We start from the raw sequence: 18252 nt of genomic DNA, 5'->3' as shown, positions 1-18252 counted from the left end.
GTCGACGGGACCTCCTGATCTTGCGTCAGAAGGTCCCGTCCGCGCTGGTCAGGCTCCTGCCGCGGCCAGTCCTGCCAGGCGCCGCTCGGCGCTGTCGACGACGTTCGCGAGCAGCATGGCCCGCGTCATCGGGCCGACGCCGCCCGGGTTGGGCGAGATCCAGCCGGCCACCTCGGCCGCGGCCGGGTCGATGTCACCGACGACGACGGACTTGCCGGTCTCGGGGTCGGTCGCACGGCTGACGCCGACGTCGATGAGCACGGCTCCGGCCTTGACGTCTTGCGCGCGGACGATGCCCGGCACACCCGCGGCCGCGACGATCACGTCGGCCGTGCGCAGCAGCGCCGGCAGGTCCGTGGTCCCGGTATGGGTCAGGGTGACCGTGGCGTTGACGGCGCGTCGGGTAAGGAGCAGGCCGATCGAGCGACCCACCGTGGTCCCCCGCCCGACGACGACGACGTGCTTGCCGGCGAGGCTGATCCCGTTGCGCTCGATGAGGTTGATGATCCCGGCCGGGGTGCACGGCAGCGAGGAGGTGATCGGCTCGTTGGTGCGCAGCACCAGGCGGCCGAGGTTCATCGGGTGCAGGCCGTCGGCGTCCTTGTCGGGGTCGATGAGCTCAAGCACCCGGTTCGTGTCGATGCCGCGCGGCAGCGGCAGCTGGACGATGTACCCGGTGCAGGTGGGGTCGTCGTTCAGGCGGCGCACTGCCGCCTCGATCTCGTCCTGGGTCGCCTCGGCCGGCAGATCCTCGCGGATGGACTCGATGCCCACCTCTGCGCAGTCGCGGTGCTTGCCCGCGACGTACCAGGTGGATCCCGGGTCCGCGCCCACGAGCAGGGTGCCGAGCCCCGGCGTCGAGCCGCTCGCGCGCAGCGCCGAGACGCGGGCGGTCAGCTCGGCCTTGATCTGCGCCGCGGCAGCCTTGCCATCAAGAATCTGTGCAGTCATGTTGCGCTCCTTTATCCACGAACCACCGGACACACCCACCACCGTGCACCACCGCGCACGTCTACCGAGCGCCCACCCGGCCGCCGACTGCGGCCAAAACCCGCGGTGAGTGCGGGCAAACGGCTGCCTAAAACGGACATCGGGCAGCCGTTTGACCGCACTCAGCGGATCGGGACGCAGCGGGTCGGGGACTCGGCGGAATGGGGTTAGTACTGCTGGAGGCCGGGGTAGAGGGGGAAGTCGGCTGCCAGCTTGTCGACGCGGGCCTTGAGGGAGTCGACGTCGGTCGCCGCGCCGTTCTTCAGGGCGGTCGCGATGATGTCTGCCACCTCGGTGAACTCCTTGTCGCCGAAGCCGCGCGTGGCGAGCGCCGGGGTGCCGATGCGCAGGCCCGAGGTCACGCGCGGAGGGCGCGGGTCGAAGGGCACCGCGTTGCGGTTGACCGTGATGCCGACGGCGTGCAGGAGGTCCTCGGCCTGCTGGCCGTCGAGCTCGGAGTGACGCAGGTCGACGAGCACGAGGTGCACGTCGGTGCCACCGGTCAGGACCGAGACGCCGGCCTTCGTGACGTCGTCGGCCACGAGGCGCTCGGCGATGATCTTCGCCCCGCGCAGCACGCGCTCCTGACGCTCGGCGAACTCGGCCGAGCCGGCGATCTTGAAGGCCACGGCCTTCGCGGCGATGACGTGCATGAGCGGGCCACCCTGCTGCCCGGGGAAGACGGCCGAGTCGATCTTCTTGGCGAATTCCTGCTTGGACAGGATGAAGCCGGACCGCGGGCCACCGAGGGTCTTGTGCACGGTCGAGGAGACGACGTCGGCGAAGGGCACCGGGTTCGGGTGCAGGTCGGCGGCGACGAGCCCGGCGAAGTGAGCCATGTCGACCCAGAGCTTCGCGCCGACCTCGTCCGCGATCGCCCGGAAGGCCGCGAAGTCGAGGTGGCGAGGGTAGGCGGACCAGCCGCCGATGATGACATCGGGACGCTCGGCCAAGGCCGTCTCGCGGACCTTGTCCATGTCGACCAGGTGCGTCTCGGGGTCGACGCCGTAGGCGGAGACCTCGTAGAGCTTGCCCGAGAAGTTGATCTTCATGCCGTGCGTGAGGTGACCACCGTGGGCCAGCTCGAGGCCGAGGATCTTGTCACCCTTGTTGATGAGGGCGTGCAGCACCGCGGCGTTGGCCGTCGCACCCGAGTGCGGCTGGACGTTGGCGTGCTCGGCCCCGTAGAGCTCCTTGACGCGGGCGATCGCGAGGTTCTCGGCGATGTCGACCTGCTCGCAGCCGCCATAGTAGCGGCGTCCGGGGTACCCCTCGGCGTACTTGTTCGTCAGCACCGAGCCCTGGGCCTCGAGGACGGCACGCGGGACGAAGTTCTCGCTCGCGATCATCTCCAGGGTGTCGCGCTGGCGGGCCAGCTCGCCGTCGAGGACGGCGGCGATCTCGGGGTCGACCTGGGCCAGGCCCTGGTTCATAACAATCTCGTTCTGGGCGGTCATGGTTCTCCTTGCAGCGGGAGGCGGCAGGCAGATCCGTGCGGATCTGCTCAGTCGACGTACCTACTGTGTGAGATGCCCAGATGTGCTCATCCGGGCACCGCACACACGTGTGGGTGACCGGGGCCCAGGCGAACGACCCGAAGTCTGAAAACGTGTCGCTCCCCGGTGGTGGTCCACCATGCGATCCGCTGGATGCGCCCTGTCTCCAGGGTCGATCCGCCGGTTCGGCTGCGCCAGTCGCGACGTTGAAGAGCCTAACGCATGAGCCTGCCCGGATGCCAGAACCGCCGGAGGGCGGGACGCAAGGCTGCTGCGTCCCGCCCTCCGGCGGTTCTGGCGTTCACGGCCGGTGGTATCAGCCGACGCTGGAGCGGCGCTTGTTCACCATGTCGAAGGCGACCGCGGCGAGCAGCACCAGACCCTTGATGCTTTGCTGCCAGGCTGCGTCGACCGCGAGGATCGACAGGCCCATGTTGAGCACGCCCATGATGAGCGCACCGATCATCGCGCCAGAGACCTTGCCAACACCGCCGGTCACTGCGGCCCCGCCGATGAAGCAGGCGGCGATCGCATCGAGCTCGTAGTTCGTGCCAGCCGTGGCCACACCCGCACCGGCGCGCGCGGTCGTGACCACCGCGGCGACCGCGGCGAGGACACCCATGTTGACGAAGATGCCGAAGTCGACCCGTCGTGAGTTGACACCCGACAGCACGGCCGCGTGACGGTTGCCGCCGACCGCGTAGATGTGACGGCCGAACACGCTGCGGTTGAGCATGAAGGAGTACGCGATGACCAGCATCCCGACGATGAGCAGCACGATCGGGGTTCCGCCCGAGCTCTGCGCGAGCCAGTAGGTGAAGAGACCGATGATCACCGCCGTGAAGACGATCTTCATGACGAAGGCGGCCATCGGCTCGACCGCGAGTTCGTGCTTGCGCAGCGAGGCGCGGGAGCGCCACTGGGTCAGGGCGAAGGCGAGGATGGCGATCACACCGACGCAGATCGTGACCACATCAAGGTTACCGGCGAAGCCGAACCAGTTCGGCAGCGATCCGTTTGAGATCGCATTGAAGGGCTTGGGCAGGCCGGCCACCGTCGTTCCGACGAGGATGATCGCCAGACCGCGGAAGATGAGCATGCCGGCGAGCGTCACGATGAACGCCGGTATCCCGACGTAGGCCACCCAGAATCCCTGCCACATACCCACCAGTGCGCCGACGAGCAGTGTCAGCACGACCGCGAGCAGCCACGGCATGTCCCATCGGGTGAGCATGATGGCGCACAGTCCGCCGGTGAAGGCGACGACGGACCCGACCGAGAGGTCGATGTGCCCGGCGACGATCACCATGACCATGCCGATCGCGAGGATCATCACGTAGGCGTTCTGCTGGAAGAGGGCGGCGACGTTGTTCGGGTAGAGGAGTCGCCCGTCCGTTTTCACCTGGAAGAACAAGACGATCACGATCAGCGCCGCGACGATCCCGTACTGACGGACGTTACGACCGAGGTATTCCCTGACGGCGTTCATCGGACTGCTGCTCCCTTGCCCATAGTCATGTAATGCATGAGTGATTCTTGGGTGGCATCGGCTCGCGCCACCTCACCGGTGATCCGGCCCTGGCTCATCGCGTAGGTGCGGTCGCACAGCCCGATGAGCTCGGGAAGCTCGGAGGAGATGACGATGACGGCCTTGCCGAGGTCGGCAAGAGCGTTGATGATCCCGTAGATCTCGTACTTGGCGCCCACGTCGATGCCGCGGGTCGGCTCGTCGAGGATGAGCACGTCGGGGTCTGAGTAGACCCACTTGCTCAGCACGACCTTCTGCTGGTTGCCGCCCGAGAGCTTGCCGACGACCGCCTCGATCGTGGGCGACTTGATCCTGAACTCGGCGCGGTACTTCTCGGCGACCTTGATCTCGGCCTCCGCCTCCACGATGCCCCAGCGCGCGACCTTGCCCAGGGCGGATGCGGAGATGTTCTCGCGGATCGTCTGGATGAGGTTGAGCCCGTAGCGCTTGCGGTCCTCGGTCGCATAGGCGACGCCGTGGCCGATGGCCTCGGACACCGTGCGCATCCGCACCGGCTCGCCGTCCTTGTAGACCGTCCCGCTGATCCGGGAGCCGTAGGAGCGCCCGAAGACGCTCATCGCCAGCTCCGTGCGCCCCGCGCCCATGAGCCCGGCCAGTCCGACGATCTCTCCGGCGTGCACGCTGATGTTCGCGTCCTCGACGACAAGACGTTCGGAGTCGACGGGGTGGTGGACGGTCCAGTGCTCGACCCGCAGCACCTCCGCACCGATCACGGGGGTGTGCTCGGGGAAACGGCTGTCCATCGACCGGCCGACCATCGAGCGGATGATGCGGTCCTCGGTCACAGGTTCCGGTCCGTGCAGGTCGAGGGTCTCGATCGTGGATCCGTCCCGGATGATCGTCACCCGGTCGGCGATCGCCGAGATCTCGTTGAGCTTGTGGGAGATGATGATGCAGGTGATCCCGTTGTCGCGGAACTGCGCGATGAGGGAGAGCAGGTGGGCGCTGTCCTCGTCGTTGAGCGCCGCGGTGGGCTCGTCGAGGATGAGCAGGTCGACCTTCTTGGACAGGGCCTTGGCGATCTCGACCAGCTGCTGCTTGCCGACGCCGATGTCCATCGCTTTGACCTGCGGGTTGTCCTTGAGCCCAACCCGCGCGAGCAGGTCCGCGGCGTCGTGCAGGGCCTGGTTCCAGTCGATAATCCCGGCCGAGGACTTCTCGTTGCCGAGGAAGATGTTCTCCGCGATCGACAGATACGGTATGAGGGCCAGCTCCTGGTGGATGATCACCACCCCGCGAGCCTCGCTGTCCCGGATGGACCGGAACTCGCAGTCCTTGCCGTCAAGCACGATCGTGCCGTCATAGCTGCCATGGGGGTACACCCCGGACAGCACGTTCATGAGGGTCGACTTCCCGGCCCCGTTCTCCCCGCAGATCGCGTGGACCTCACCGCGTCGGACGTTCAGCGTGACGTCGCTGAGCGCCTTGACCCCAGGAAACTCCTTGGTGATCTCGCGCATCTCGAGGATGTAGTCGTTGTCACCCATCCGTGCTCCTCACTCATGCCAGCTCTGCTGCCGATCCGGGGCGGTGTCGGCTCTGGTCGGTCGTGACCGACCAGAGCCGACACCAGGTGGATCAGAGGCCGAGCTTGTCGGCTGTGTAGAAGTTGGAGTCCACGAGCAGGGACTGGATGGTGTCCGGGACGACGACCTCGGGCGGGAGGAGGTAGGCCGGGACGACCTTGACGCCGTTGTTGTAGGTCTTCTCGTCGTTGACGGTGACCGTCTGGCCGTCGATGATCTGGCCGACCATCTTCGCGACCTGGTCGCCCAGGGTGCGGGTGTCCTTCCAGACCGTCATCGACTGCATTCCGGCGATCATGTTCTTGACGTTGGCCTCGTCAGCGTCCTGGCCGGTGATGATGGGCCAGTCGGCCGAGGTGTAGCCGCTGCCGGAGAGCGCCTGCTCGATGCCGAGGGCGAGCGAGTCGTTCGGGGAGAGGACGACGTCGACCTTCTTGTCGGTGTAGAAGGAGTTGAGACGGTTCTCCATCTCGGACTGGGCCTTGGCGGACTCCCAGCCCTGGATCCCGATCGTGGTCCAGTCATCGAGCGTGGCCGGACCCTTGCCGGACGGGACGACCAGCTGGCCCTTCTCGACATAGGGCTGGAGCACGTCCCAGGCGCCCTTGAAGAAGAAGCGCGCGTTGTTGTCGTCCGGAGAACCGGCGAAGGGCTCGAGGTTGAACGGCCCGGCGCCGCCGGCGAGGTCGAGCTTCTCCTCGATGAACTGTCCCTGGAGCGTCCCGACGAGCTCGTTGTCGAACGTGGCGTAGTAGTCCACGTTCGCCGTGTCGTTGATGAGGCGGTCGTACGCGATGACCGGGATCTTCTTGTCCGCGGCGGTCTGCAGGACCGGGCCGAGGGCCGTCCCGTCGATCGAGGCGATGACGAGGACGTCCGCGCCGTCGTTGATCATGTTCTGCAGCTGGGTGATCTGCTGGTCCACCTTGTTGTCGGCGTACTGCAGGGTCGTCTCGTAGCCGATCTTCTTGAGCAGCTCGTCGAGGTGCTTGCCGTCGTTGTTCCAGCGCTCGAGGCTCTTGGTCGGCATCGCGATGCCAATCAGGGGCGTGTCGGACGCGGCGTCCGTGGTCTCGGCATCCGAACGCTCCGAGCTGCATCCCACGAGCGCTCCGAAGAGCAGGGTCGTGCCCGCAAGGGCGGCAATCGTCTTGCGCAGTGACGTCATCGTCATGTCCTTTTCACCGTTGAATCAGCGTGGTGGGCGTCGCCAGTGCGTCGCCCGGTGGCCGAGTGGGTCGTTCCACGTGGCCGATGTCGAGAAAACTATGGCCTTTGAGTTTGACCGTCAAGCACAAAGACAACTTCGTAACCATTTTGTGTTCGAGTCTCAAACTCAAGAGGGTGGTCTACCTCACAGAAGGGGTGCTGCGGTACGCTCGGCCGTGTGACCACCGACCGATCCACGCCCGGATCGCAGGCTTCTCTCCGAGAAGCGAACAGAGCGCGCATCGTTGATGCCGTCAAGCGCTTCGGTGGGTTGACCCAGATCGAGCTCGCGGAGACCACCGGCCTGTCGACTGCGACCATCTCCACGATCGTCAAGGAGCTCACCGGCGCGGGCGTCGTCGACACGCGCCCCACCTCGCGGTCGGGGCGCCGAGCGCTCAAGGTCACCCTGGCCCGCCAGCTCGGGCTCGTCGCCGGCGTCCAGTTCGGCCACCGCCACCTCAAGGTCGCCCTCGGCGACTTCGGCCGCACGATCGTGGCCGAGCAGCAGATGCCGCTCCCCCTCGATCACCGGGTGGACACCGGCCTCGACCGCGCCGCGCTGCTCGTCGTCGACCTGCTCGAGCGGGTCGGCGCGTCCATGGACGAGCTGCTCACGATCGGCGTGGCGCTCCCCGCGCCCGTCGACACGTCGACCGGGATGATCTCGGTGCGCGGCGTGATGCGCGGCTGGGACGACCTGCACATCGGGCAGACCATGTCCAAGCGCCTCGCCCGTCCCGTGATCGTCGACAACGATGCCAACCTCGGCGCCCTCGCCGAGCACGAGCTTGGAGCAGGACGCGGCCACCAGGACATGGTCTTCGTCCGCGCCTCCTACAGCACGGGCGCTGGCATCCTCCTCAGCGGCCACCTGCACCGTGGGTATGCCGGGACCGCCGGCGAGATCGGGCACGTCCAGGTCGACCCCATGGGTGACATCTGCCGGTGCGGGAACCGCGGCTGCCTGGACACCGTGGTGAGCTCGACCGCGCTGCTCGACCTGGTGCGCTCGAGCCATGGCGACCTCACGCTGCGCGACCTCATCACCCGGGCCACCGAGGGCGACCCCGGGTGCCGCCGGGTGATCGCCGACGCCGGCGACCGGATCGGAGCCGTCGTCGCCCAGGTCGTCAACACCCTCAACCCGCAGGTCGTGGTCGTCGGTGGCGAGCTCGCCGCAGCGGGCGAGATCCTCGTCGGCCCGCTCCGCGAGGCCGTCCTGCGCCACACCCCGCCGAACACGATCGCACCCGTCGAGGTCGTGCTCGGGGAGCTTGGCCCCCAGGCCGAGGTGATGGGCGCGCTCACCCTTGCGCTCCAGTCCACCGAGGTCGCCACCGACCACCAGACCATCAGCACCCTGACCGACGAGTCCATGGCCGGCCGTTCCCGCCGGACACCCGCGCCATGACCCCGCCGCGCACCGTGCCACGACGACGTGGCCGTCCAGAGAGCCCCTCCAGGTACTCCCCGAACAGAGGACTGACGTGAGCGACACCACCTCCACCCCAGCACTGTCGCTGCGGGGAATCGACAAGGCCTACGGCGCCGTCCAGGCGCTCTCCGAGGTCAACTTCACGATCTACCCGCGGGAGGTCGTCGCGATCGTCGGCGACAACGCCGCCGGCAAGTCGACCCTGGCCAAGATCATCGCCGGGGTGATCACCCCCGACGCGGGGATCATCGAGTCCGAGGGAATCCCCGTGACCATCCCGACGCCCGCGAGCGCGCACGCCCTGGGAATCGCGACGGTCTTCCAGGAGCTCGCCCTGTGCGACAACCTCGACGTCGTCTCCAACCTCTTCCTCGGGCGTGAGCTGCGGCGCGGGCGGTACATGGACGAGGCCGCGATGGAGGAGATCGCGCGCAAGATCCTGCGCGACCTCACCTCACGGATCCCGTCGGTGCGGACCCTGCTCTCGTCCCTCTCCGGCGGTCAGCGCCAGAGCGTCGCGATCGCCCGCACGCTGCTGGGCAACCCGCGGATCGTCGTGCTCGACGAACCCACGGCGTCGTTGTCCGTCTCCCAGACGGCCGAGGTCCTCACCCACATCGAGCGAATGCGCGACCTCGGCCACGCCGTGGTGCTGATCAGCCACAACATGAGCGACGTGCGCGCGGTCGCCGACCGGATCGAGGTGCTGCGGCACGGCCGCAACAACGGCAGCTTCCCCGGCTACTCGACGAGCTACGAGGAGATCATCGCCGCGATCACCGGCGCGGCCGACTTCTCGACGCAGACGCGCTGACCGAGCCGGCGATCAGTCCTCAGCGTCGAGCGCGTCGCCGGCATCGGCGTCGTCGGACTGTGCGGCTTCGCCGAGGATCCGGCGCAGGTACGCGAACGTCAGGTCGCCGGCCACCTGGTCGTACTGGTGCTCATAGCCCTGCTTCTGGTACATCGCGAGGTTCTGCTTGGAGTCCTTGCCGGTGAAGACCCAGATCTCCTTGGTCTCCTCGGGCAGGTGCGGCAGCACCGCGAACATCATCTGTGTGCCGATCCCCTTGCCCTGCAGGTCGGGGGCGACGGCGAGGCGGCCGAGCGTGGCCTTGTCATCCTCGATCTCCACCCGGACAGAACCCACGAGGCGGTGCCCGGACCAGGCCCCGAGCGTGACGACGCCGGGAGCGCGCAGGTCGGCGCGCAGCTCGCCGAGGGTCTGCGTCAGGGGCGGGATGTTCGGGTCTCCGTAGACCTGCGCCTCTGTGACGAACGCGGCACGCCGCAGCGTGAGGAGCTCTCCGGCTGCCTCGTCGGTCACCAGGCTGATCGTGATGTCTAGATCGCTCATGTACGTATCGTCTCAGACTTGTGGCGGCCTCCCCGCACCCGCGCCGCACAAACTACTCTGAGCGGGTGACGACCTCCGACGCCTCCGCATCCCCCGAGCGATCCCCCGAGCACTGGGTGCTCTCCCTGTCCTGCCCGGACCGCCCTGGGATCGTGCATGCCGTGGCCGGGCTGCTCGCCGAGCACGGCGGGAACATCACCGAGTCCCAGCAGTTCGGCGACCCGGACACGCACCTGTTCTTCATGCGGGTCCAGGTCGAGTCCGCAGCCTCGCGAGCCGATCTTGGCGCCGCGCTGACGGCCCTCGCAGCGGACTTTGACATGACCTGGTCGCTCGACGTCGTCGGCCGCCCGGTACGCACCCTGATCTTGGTGAGCACGGCCGCGCACTGCCTCAACGACCTGCTCTTCCGCCAGCGGTCGGAGAACCTGCCGATCGACATCGTGGCCGTGGCGGGCAACCACCGTGACCTCGAGCCGCTGACCGAGTTCTACGGCAAGACCTTCCACCACATCCCGGTCACCAAGGACACCAAAGCCGAGGCCGAGGCCGCCCTGCTCGCCCTCGTCCGTGAGCTCGACGTCGAGCTCGTGGTGCTCGCTCGCTACATGCAGGTGCTCTCCGACGACCTGTGCCGCGAGCTCGAGGGGAAGATCATCAACATCCACCACTCCTTCCTGCCGAGCTTCAAGGGCGCCAAGCCCTACCACCAGGCCCACGACCGTGGTGTCAAGCTCATCGGCGCCACGTCCCACTACGTCACCGGGGACCTCGACGAGGGACCGATCATCGAGCAAGACGTGGAGCGGGTGGACCACTCCCGCCACGTGAACGAGCTGGTCGCCCAGGGGCAGGACGTCGAGCGCCGGGTACTGGCCCGCGCGGTGCGCTGGCACGCCGAGCACCGGGTGCTGCTCAACGGCCACCGGACCGTCATCTTCCGCTGAGCCGGCGGGCTGAGCCTGTGATCTAGGCCCGGCTGGCCCCGCGGGCTCCCCGGGCCCGACGGGACAGCTCGTCGATGATCACCGCGACCGCCAGCACGATGCCGGTCACCGTGTAGGTCGCGGACGCGCCCATGTTCATGAGCGTCAGACCGTTGGAGATCGACTGCAGCACGAGGATGCCCAGCAACGCCGACCACGCGCTCCCCCGGCCCCCGTACAGGCTCACTCCGCCGATCACGGCGGCCGCGATCGCGGTGAGGCTCGCGTCCGTCCCACCGGTCCCCTGGTAGGCCGAGGCGAGCCGGCCCGCGGAGAGCACGCCGCCGATCACCGCGAACGTCGAGCAGGCGACAAACACCGAGACGACGACGCCGCGCACCGGCAGGCCCGCCCGGCGGGCGGACTCGAGGTTCCCCCCCACGGCCCGGACGGCACGCCCCCACCGGGTGCGCCGCAGCACGACATCCGTCCCGGCCACGAGCGCGAGGAACAGTGCGAACATGTACGGCACGCCGCGGTTGGTGTTGAGGTAGGTGGTCGCCACCACGGCGACCAGGGTGAGCACGCCCACCCGGAGGGCGATCGAGGCCCATCGGTCGGCCGGCAGATCCACCCGCAGCCGCCGCTCCCGGGTCACCACGAGCGAGGCCGCGTAGCCGATGACGACGACGGCCACCAGCAGGTAGGACAGCCACGGCGAGAGGAACATCTGCTGGCAGAACCGCACAAGCCACGACTCGTAGGGCAGGTTGACCGTCCCGGTGCTGCCGAGCACCCTGAGCTGGATCCCGAGCACCACAAGCAGCCCGGCGAGGGTGAAGACGAAGCTGGGCAGGCCCAGCCGGGTGAACAGCAGCCCGTAGGCCGCCCCGATCATGACGCCGACAACGAGGGCGGCGGCGATCGCGAGCCACAACGGCAGCCCCGCGCGCATGACGGTGACCGAGACGACGGCGGAGCCGAGCCCGCTCACCGCGCCGACCGACAGGTCGATCTGCCCGATCATCAGCGTCAGCACGATGCCCAGCGCGATGATCCCGCTCGCCGCGGACTGCAGCGTAAGGTTGACGAGGTTGTCGCTGCTCAGGAATGTGTGGTTGAGCAGCCCGAAGACCGCCCAGATGACCAGCAGCGCGCCGACGATCGGCAGGAAACCGAGCTCGCCGCTGCGGACTCGGTGGATGAACGACTGGCCGACCATCGGCGTCGATGAACTCATCGGGCCCACCCCCCGGAGGCGTCGTGGGACGCCGTCGGCGGGTCGCCGTCGGCCGGGCGGTGGTGACCGGTCCGCACCCCGGTCACGGCGGCAAAGAGATCCTCATAGGTGGTGGTGCTCGCCGAGAAGAGGCCATTGGTCCGGCCCAGGCGCAAGACCGCGATACGGTCCGCGACCGCATGGACGTCGGCGAGGCTCTGGCTGATGAGGATCACCGCGAGTCCTCGCTCGCGCAGCCTCTCGACGAGATTGAGCACCTCAGCCGTCTGCATCACGCCCAGAGCCGCGGTCGGCTCGTCGAGGATGACCACACGGGGCTCCCCCAGCAACGACCGTGCGACGGCGACGGCCTGGCGCTGGCCGCCCGAGAGCGCCCCGACCGGCACCCGGACCGAGGGCACCCGCACGGCGAGCTGGCCGAGCACCTCCCAGGCGCGGCGCTCCATCGTCACCTCGTCGAGCAGCGGGCCTCGTTCCAGCTCGTTGCCCAGGAAGAGGTTCTCCACCACGTCGAGGTTCTCGCACAGCGCGAGCTCCTGGAACACCGTGGCGATCCCCTGCGCGCGGGCTGCTCCTGGCGAGGTGAAGGTGACCTCCTCGCCGTCGACCTCGACGTGGCCGGCGTCGGGGACCTGCGCACCGGAGAGGATCTCCACGAGGGTGGACTTGCCGGCGCCGTTGTCCCCGACGATGGCCAGCACCTCGTGGGCGTGGACCTCGAGGTCGACTCCGACGAGGGCGCGGACTGCGCCAAAGCTCTTGCTCACCCCGCGCAGGGCCAGCACGGGGCGGGCGGGCGCGCCCGCGCGCCACGCGTCGTCGGGCAGGTCGGAGGGCGCCATGTCAGTTCTCCGCTGGGTCGAGCAGGCCGGCGTCGATGCAGGCCTGAGTGAATGGCTGGACGCAGATCTGCGCCGCCGTGAAGACCCCACCGGCGATGAGGACTCCCTGGATCGTCTCGCGGGTGACCGCCATGGGCGTGAGCAGCATCGCCGGGACGCCGCGAACGGTGGCCGTAGCCACCGGGGTCTCCCCCTGCACGAGGCGCACCGCCAACTCTGCAGCGGTCCAGGCCTGCTGGCTGATGGCCTTGTAGACGGTCATGTACTGGTCACCGGTGACGATCCGCTGGACCGCCGCGAGCTCGGCGTCCTGGCCGGTGACCGGCGGGATCGGGGACAGGCCAGCCGCGCGCATCGCGGTGATCGCCCCTCCGGCGGTCCCGTCGTTGGCCGCATAGACCCCGTCGACATCCCCCTCGAAGCGGGTGAGCTGCCCCGAGACCCACTCATGCGCCGAGTCGGGGCTCCAGTCGGGGGTCGAGTACTCGGCCAAGATGGTCAGGTCGCTGTTCTCGAGCGCGAGGGCCAGGCCCTCGCGCAGCTCGGCAGAGTTGGGGTCCGTCGCCGCGCCGTTGACCACGAGGATGTGACCCTCGGTCACCCCGTTGTTGCGGAGCGCGCGGACCAGGGCTTCGCCCTGCATCTGACCGATCCGCCGGCTGTCGAAGGACACGTAGTAGTCCGCGCCCGCGAGGAAGCGGTCGTAGGCGACCACGGCCACCCCGCGGGCACGGGCGGACGCCAGGATGGACTGTGCGGTCGCGGTGTCCACGGCGTCGAGCACCAGGACGGTCGCCCCGTGCGCCAGGGCGGCCTCGGCCTGGACCTGCTGACGCTCCGGGTCCTGGTTGGCATTGGAGTACAGCACGGTGCAGTCCGGGCATCGTTGCGAGACGACCGACTCGAACATCGGGCGGTCGATCGACTCGTAGCGGGTGGTCTTGGATTCTGGGAGCAGGAAGGCGATCGTCCCCGCGGACGCGCCGTCGGCGTCGGAGCAGCTGGTGAGTGCAAGAAGCGCCACGAGCGCGGTGGTCGCCGCCATCGCGACGCACAGCCGTGCTCTGCCCTGCCTCGGCCTGCCCTGTCGTCGTGTCACAGTCCCCCTCCCATCGGGGCCGCGATCTTCGCATGGTCCATCGCAAGCAGCAACGCCCCGCGCACCTCGGCCTGGCTGCCCAGAGCCGACGCCACCACTCCGACCGGCCCGTCGAAGGACGGGATGGACCGGCGGCCCAGGACTGCTCGGATCGGATCGAGCAACAGGTCACCGGCCTGCGCCAGCTCCCCGCCGATGACCAGGAGCTCGGGATCGATGAAGTTGCAGATGCTCGCGGCGGCCACCCCCAGGTGCTGGCCGGCGTCGGAGATCACCCGGCGGCACCCCAGGTCACCGTTCTGAGCCAGGTGGATGGCCTCGGGCAGGGTGAGGTTGCCGTGGCTCGTGGTGAGCATGTCGAGCAGCAGGGAGGCGCCGACGTACATCTCCAGGCAGCCTCTGCTCCCGCAGCGGCAGATCGGGCCGTGGTCCTCGACCGTGAGGTGACCGATCTCCCCGACCGTCCCGCTGCGCCCGTGGAAGACCTGACCGTTGAGGATCAGCCCCGCGCCCACGCCGTGCGAGACGCGGATGTACACGACGTGCTGGAAGCCGCTCGCGGCACCCACCCGGGCCTCCGCGAGCGCACCGAGGTTGGCGTCGTTGTCGACGTGGACGGCCACACCCAAGCGCTGGGTGAGCTCCTCGGAGACGGAGAATCCTTCCCATCCCCGGAGCAGGCCCAGTGCGGAGACCCGCCCGGTCCGCACGTCGACCGGGGCCGGGACCCCCACCCCGACCGCGAGCAGCTCCTCCAACGGTGCGTCCACCTGCTCGACCAGCTCGGTCAGGAGCAGCGCGGCTCGCTCCATGCCGGCGTCTGCCCTGTGATCGGGCGGCAACGGCATGCGTTGCTCTGCGATGATCTGGTGCGCGGTGTCGGCCACCGCGACCCGCAGGGAGCGTGACCCGAAATGGATCCCGGCGACAAGGCCGAGGTTGCGCGCGAGGGTGACCTGGAGGGCGCGGCGCCCGCTGCGTGAGGTGGGCGCGGTGCTGAGCACGCCCGCGCCCGCAAGCTCCTTGACGATGTTGGAGATCGTCGCTGGTGACAGCCCTGTCACCCCGGCCAGCTCGACCTGCGTGAGGGAGCCACGCTGCTGGACCGCACTCACGATGCGGGCCCGGTTGGCTTCACGTAGTGAAGTCTGAGAGCCCGGCGTCACCCGGTCATTACTCACGCGCCACAGCGTACAACCACTGGATGATCTGGCGGAACAGCGCAAAATCGCGAATCCACACCCTGAAGCCAAGATCACGATTTGGCCAACCTTGTCTTCACCTCTTGACGCCAAGGCCTGTGGGGCATTTGATGAACATGGATCGAGACGGGGCGCGACGGTGCTCCCCATGGTCGCAACCGGCGACGACGAACCCCATTACGGCAACGGAGGCGTAAGCACAATGACACGCAAACTCATGCGATTCACAGCGGTGGCCGCAGCTCTCGCGGTCGCCTCACTGTCTCTGAGCTCATGTGGCTCGGACAACAAGGACGACGGCACCACCGCATCCGGCAGCGACAACGAGGTCGAGGTGTTCACCTGGTGGGCCTCCGGCTCCGAAAAGCTCGGACTCGACGCGCTCGTCGGGGTCTTCAACACCCAGCACCCCGACATCAAGTTCGTCAACGGGGCGGTCGCCGGCGGCGCCGGCTCCGCCGCGAAGGACCTGCTGCAGTCCCGGCTGCAGGCGAAGAACCCGCCGGACACGTTCCAGGCCCACGCCGGCGCAGAGCTCACCGACTACATCGCAGCCGGCCAGATCCAGGACATCTCGGATCTCTACACCGAGTTCAAGCTCACCGACGTCTTCCCCGCGGACCTGCTCAGCAGGCTCACCGTGGACGGCAAGATCTACTCGATCCCCTCCAACATCCACCGCGCCAACATGGTCTGGGCGAACCCGGCCGTGCTCACGGAGGCCGGCCTCGACCCGACGGCCACCTACGCCACGATCGCCGACTGGTTCCCGGCGCTCGACGCCGTCAAGGCCACCGGCAAGACGCCGCTGTCGGTCGCGACCACGTGGACCCAGGTCAACCTGCTCGAGACGGTCCTGCTCGCCGACCTCGGCGCAGACGGCTACTCCGGCCTGTGGGACGGGAAGACCGACTGGACGAGCCCCGAGGTGACTGCCGCCCTGACCGACTTCCAGAAGCTCATGAGCTACACCAACACCGACCGCGACGGGCTCGACTGGCCGGACGCGACCCAGCAGGTCATCGACGGCCAGGCCGCATTCAACGTCATGGGTGACTGGGCCGTGGCGGCCTTCGAAGAAGCCGGAAAGAAGCCGGGAACAGACTTCACGTACTTCCCGGTCCCGGGAACCGACGGCGTCTTCGACTTCCTCGCGGACTCCTTCACCCTCCCGGTCGGCGCACCGCACCCGAACGGTGCCAAGGCCTGGCTCGAGACCGTCGGCTCCCTCGAGGGGCAGACGGCGTTCAACAAGGCGAAGGGCTCAATCCCGGCTCGCACCGACGCCAACCCGAAGGACTTCAGCGAGTACCAGCAGACCGCGATCACGTCCTTCGGCAAGGACACGATCGTCTCCTCCCTCGCCCACGGGGCGGCCGCTCCGATCGCCACCCTGAACGCGATCTCGGACGCCACCAGCAAGTTCACCACGGGCGCCTCCGACCTCGCGACGTACCAGAGCGACCTCGCAGCAGCAGTCACGAAGTAGCCGACAGGGTGCGGCCCCGGGACACGTCCCGGGGCCGCACCCGTTCTCGAGGAAGAGGCCTGCCGTGTTTCGAAAGATCAGGCACTGGGGACCGCCCGTCCTGCTCATCTCCCCGACGTTGCTCCTGCTGGGCGTGTTCGTCTACGGGCTGCTAGCCGTCAACTTCAAGACATCCGTCACGGACGCGCACGATGCCGCCCGGTCGGTCGGGGATGCCCCCACCACGTTTGTCGGGCTGCGCAACTACTTCGACCTGCTGGGCAATGCCGACTTCCAGCACTCGCTGCGCAACCTCGTGCTGTACACCGTCGTGTTCCTCGTGGGAACCATGGCCTTCGGTTTCCTGTGGGCCTGGTTGCTCGACCGGCGGGTCCGCTTCGAAGGGATCTTCAGGTCCATCTACCTGTTCCCGATGGCCGTGTCGTTCATCGCCTCGGGTGTCGTGTGGCGGTGGCTGCTCAACTCCAACCAGGGCGAGCAGGCCCTCGGGCTGAACCGGCTGTTCCAGATGGTCGGCCTCGGGTTCTTGCAGAACAACTGGTGGAACAACGTCAACACCGGCATCGCCGCGATCGCCATCCCTGCGATCTGGCAGCTGTCCGGCTATGTCATGGCGCTGTTCCTGGCCGGGTTCCGCGGCATCCCCGAGGAGCTCCGCGAGGCCGGACGGATGGACGGGGCGACCGAGTGGAAGCTGTACCGCCACGTGATCTTCCCGCAGCTGAGCCCCGTGGCCCTGTCCGCGGTGATCATCGTGGGTCACATGTCGCTCAAGGCCTTCGACCTCATCATGTCGATCTCCAAGCCTGCGAACTACCAGACCAAGGTCCCCGCCGTCGACATGTACGTCCTCAAGTCGAGCTTCGACTACGCGAACGCGGCTGCGGTGGGGTCGATCCTCCTGATCATCGTCGGGGTGCTCATCGTGCCGTACCTCATCCACAACCACCGGGAAGGCAAGTCATGACCGCCGTCGCAGCCCGCGACCTGACCTCGCCGATCAAGCCCGCCTCGGGCGGCAAGCCATCCGTGGGCCGGTTCAGCGTGGGCCGGACCCTCAAGTACGCGCTGCTGCTGTTCTTCCTGCTCGTCGTGCTCATCCCGGTCTACGTGCTGGTCATCACGAGCTTCAAGGGGGCCGGCGATGCGAGCCCGGCACGCGCGTGGAACCTGCCCCAGGTCTGGACCCTGGAGAACTGGCAGACCGCGTGGGACACCCTCGCCCCGGCGATCGGGCGGACCTTCCAGATGGTCATCCCAGCCGCGATCATCTCCTCGTTCCTGGGGTCGCTCAACGGGTTCGTGCTGGCCCGGTGGCGGTTCCGCGGGGCGGACCTGGTGTTCACGCTGATCCTCTTCGGCATGTTCATCCCGTACCAGGCGGTGATCATCCCGCTCTCCAAGCTCGTCGTGGACATCGGGCTGCCGAATGGCGTGCCGACCCTGATCTTCCTGCACGTCGTCTACGGCCTGCCGATCACGACGCTGATCTTCCGCAACTATTACCAGTCGATCCCGCACGAGCTCATCGAGGCTGCCCGGATCGACGGCGCGGGGATGCTGCGCACCTACTACTCGGTTGTGCTCCCGATCTCGATCCCCAGCTTTGTCGTCGTGCTCATCTGGCAGTTCACCTCGGCCTGGAACGACTTCCTCTTCGCGGTGTTCTTCTCCTCGAGCCAGAACGGCCCCGTGACGGTCGCGCTGAACAACCTCGCCAACGGGGCCATGCTGCAGAACTACGGGGTGTCCATGGCCGGGGCGCTGCTGGCCAGCTTCCCGACCCTGATCGTCTACATCCTGCTCGGCAAGTACTTCATCGGCGGTCTCATGTCCGGGTCCGTCAAGGGCTGATCGGGGCCCTCGCGCACACCCGAGCTCGACACAGA

16 protein-coding genes and 1 riboswitch are annotated in these 18252 nt (G+C 68.0%); of the genes, 6 read left to right on the top strand and 10 right to left on the bottom strand.

Annotation, left to right across the window (positions count from 1 at the left end; translation table 11 throughout):
• Nucleotides 1-48: 48 nt before the first annotated feature.
• The 5 genes from BLQ50_RS07055 to chvE all read right to left on the bottom strand — a co-directional run bounded on the left by BLQ50_RS07055 (nt 49) and on the right by chvE (nt 6729).
• Nucleotides 49-951: a bifunctional methylenetetrahydrofolate dehydrogenase/methenyltetrahydrofolate cyclohydrolase gene (locus BLQ50_RS07055; protein ID WP_093182351.1), complete on the bottom strand. Its 903-nt coding sequence runs from the start codon at nt 949-951 to the stop codon at nt 49-51.
• A 206-nt stretch (nt 952-1157) separates the two neighbouring features.
• Nucleotides 1158-2447, bottom strand: a complete 1290-nt coding sequence (glyA, locus tag BLQ50_RS07050) for a serine hydroxymethyltransferase (protein ID WP_093182350.1) — start codon at nt 2445-2447, stop codon at nt 1158-1160.
• Between the two features lie 115 nt (nt 2448-2562).
• Nucleotides 2563-2696, bottom strand: a riboswitch (ZMP/ZTP riboswitch).
• A gap of 106 nt (nt 2697-2802) precedes the next feature.
• A complete protein-coding gene (mmsB, locus tag BLQ50_RS07045) occupies nt 2803-3975 on the bottom strand; it encodes a multiple monosaccharide ABC transporter permease (RefSeq protein ID WP_093182348.1) in 1173 nt (390 codons plus the stop codon).
• A complete protein-coding gene (gene mmsA, locus BLQ50_RS07040) occupies nt 3972-5522 on the bottom strand; it encodes a multiple monosaccharide ABC transporter ATP-binding protein (RefSeq protein WP_093182346.1) in 1551 nt (516 codons plus the stop codon). The genes mmsB and mmsA overlap by 4 nt, the downstream gene beginning before the upstream one ends.
• Before the next feature lie 91 nt (nt 5523-5613).
• A complete protein-coding gene (gene chvE, locus BLQ50_RS07035; protein ID WP_093182635.1) occupies nt 5614-6729 on the bottom strand; it encodes a multiple monosaccharide ABC transporter substrate-binding protein in 1116 nt (371 codons plus the stop codon).
• Between the two features lie 219 nt (nt 6730-6948).
• On the opposite strand from chvE, the gene BLQ50_RS07030 reads away from it, so the two are divergent.
• Together BLQ50_RS07030 and BLQ50_RS07025 are read left to right on the top strand one after the other, a co-directional pair.
• Nucleotides 6949-8184: an ROK family transcriptional regulator gene (locus tag BLQ50_RS07030; protein WP_093182345.1), complete on the top strand. Its 1236-nt coding sequence runs from the start codon at nt 6949-6951 to the stop codon at nt 8182-8184.
• 76 nt (nt 8185-8260) lie between these two features.
• On the top strand, nt 8261-9022 hold the full coding sequence (locus tag BLQ50_RS07025; RefSeq protein ID WP_093182343.1) for an ATP-binding cassette domain-containing protein: 762 nt from the start codon (nt 8261-8263) through the stop codon (nt 9020-9022).
• Nucleotides 9023-9034: 12 nt separating this feature from the next.
• Here BLQ50_RS07025 and BLQ50_RS07020 read toward each other — a convergent pair whose 3' ends face one another.
• A complete protein-coding gene (locus BLQ50_RS07020) occupies nt 9035-9565 on the bottom strand; it encodes a GNAT family N-acetyltransferase (protein ID WP_093182342.1) in 531 nt (176 codons plus the stop codon).
• Between the two features lie 65 nt (nt 9566-9630).
• On the opposite strand from BLQ50_RS07020, the gene purU reads away from it, so the two are divergent.
• Complete coding sequence (purU, locus tag BLQ50_RS07015) at nt 9631-10512, top strand: formyltetrahydrofolate deformylase (protein ID WP_175559058.1); 882 nt, start codon at nt 9631-9633, stop codon at nt 10510-10512.
• A gap of 22 nt (nt 10513-10534) precedes the next feature.
• Here the strand turns inward: purU and BLQ50_RS07010 are convergent, their stop codons facing one another.
• From BLQ50_RS07010 to BLQ50_RS06995, 4 genes are read right to left on the bottom strand one after another with little or no spacing between them, the layout of a single operon-like run.
• Nucleotides 10535-11731, bottom strand: a complete 1197-nt coding sequence (locus tag BLQ50_RS07010; protein WP_093182633.1) for a sugar ABC transporter permease — start codon at nt 11729-11731, stop codon at nt 10535-10537.
• Nucleotides 11728-12573 carry an ATP-binding cassette domain-containing protein gene (locus BLQ50_RS07005; RefSeq protein ID WP_093182338.1) on the bottom strand — a complete coding sequence of 282 codons (846 nt, stop codon included), beginning with the start codon at nt 12571-12573 and terminating at the stop codon, nt 11728-11730. The genes BLQ50_RS07010 and BLQ50_RS07005 overlap by 4 nt, the downstream gene beginning before the upstream one ends.
• 1 nt (nt 12574) lies before the next feature.
• Nucleotides 12575-13618 (bottom strand): substrate-binding domain-containing protein, encoded by a 1044-nt coding sequence (locus BLQ50_RS07000; protein WP_093182336.1) that lies wholly within the window; start codon nt 13616-13618, stop codon nt 12575-12577.
• Between the two features lie 50 nt (nt 13619-13668).
• Nucleotides 13669-14853, bottom strand: a complete 1185-nt coding sequence (locus BLQ50_RS06995) for an ROK family transcriptional regulator (RefSeq protein ID WP_093182334.1) — start codon at nt 14851-14853, stop codon at nt 13669-13671.
• Nucleotides 14854-15091: 238 nt separating this feature from the next.
• Here BLQ50_RS06995 and BLQ50_RS06990 point away from each other — a divergent pair, with 238 nt between their 5' ends.
• The 3 genes from BLQ50_RS06990 (at nt 15092) to BLQ50_RS06980 (ending at nt 18217) form a co-directional block, all read left to right on the top strand.
• A complete protein-coding gene (locus BLQ50_RS06990) occupies nt 15092-16363 on the top strand; it encodes an ABC transporter substrate-binding protein (protein WP_093182332.1) in 1272 nt (423 codons plus the stop codon).
• A gap of 64 nt (nt 16364-16427) precedes the next feature.
• Nucleotides 16428-17330, top strand: coding sequence for a carbohydrate ABC transporter permease (locus BLQ50_RS06985; protein WP_093182330.1), 903 nt, complete (start codon nt 16428-16430; stop codon nt 17328-17330).
• Nucleotides 17327-18217, top strand: a complete 891-nt coding sequence (locus tag BLQ50_RS06980; protein ID WP_093182329.1) for a carbohydrate ABC transporter permease — start codon at nt 17327-17329, stop codon at nt 18215-18217. The genes BLQ50_RS06985 and BLQ50_RS06980 overlap by 4 nt, the downstream gene beginning before the upstream one ends.
• Nucleotides 18218-18252: the final 35 nt, after the last annotated feature.

The organism is Sanguibacter gelidistatuariae (assembly GCF_900096585.1).
GTDB lineage: Bacteria > Actinomycetota > Actinomycetes > Actinomycetales > Cellulomonadaceae > Sanguibacter > Sanguibacter gelidistatuariae.
Note: the sequence above shows the minus strand (reverse complement) of the source record. Positions and strands in the feature narration are given on the sequence as shown.

Coding starts and splice junctions, on each gene's coding strand:
- BLQ50_RS07020 (WP_093182342.1), bottom strand. CDS start 9,565: ATGAGCGATCTAGACATCACGATCAGCCTGGTGACCGACGAGGCAGCC.
- BLQ50_RS07000 (WP_093182336.1), bottom strand. CDS start 13,618: ATGGCGGCGACCACCGCGCTCGTGGCGCTTCTTGCACTCACCAGCTGC.
- mmsA (WP_093182346.1), bottom strand. CDS start 5,522: ATGGGTGACAACGACTACATCCTCGAGATGCGCGAGATCACCAAGGAG.
- mmsB (WP_093182348.1), bottom strand. CDS start 3,975: ATGAACGCCGTCAGGGAATACCTCGGTCGTAACGTCCGTCAGTACGGG.
- glyA (WP_093182350.1), bottom strand. CDS start 2,447: ATGACCGCCCAGAACGAGATTGTTATGAACCAGGGCCTGGCCCAGGTC.
- BLQ50_RS07005 (WP_093182338.1), bottom strand. CDS start 12,573: ATGGCGCCCTCCGACCTGCCCGACGACGCGTGGCGCGCGGGCGCGCCC.
- BLQ50_RS07010 (WP_093182633.1), bottom strand. CDS start 11,731: ATGAGTTCATCGACGCCGATGGTCGGCCAGTCGTTCATCCACCGAGTC.
- BLQ50_RS06980 (WP_093182329.1), top strand. CDS start 17,327: ATGACCGCCGTCGCAGCCCGCGACCTGACCTCGCCGATCAAGCCCGCC.
- BLQ50_RS07055 (WP_093182351.1), bottom strand. CDS start 951: ATGACTGCACAGATTCTTGATGGCAAGGCTGCCGCGGCGCAGATCAAG.
- BLQ50_RS06990 (WP_093182332.1), top strand. CDS start 15,092: ATGCGATTCACAGCGGTGGCCGCAGCTCTCGCGGTCGCCTCACTGTCT.
- chvE (WP_093182635.1), bottom strand. CDS start 6,729: ATGACGTCACTGCGCAAGACGATTGCCGCCCTTGCGGGCACGACCCTG.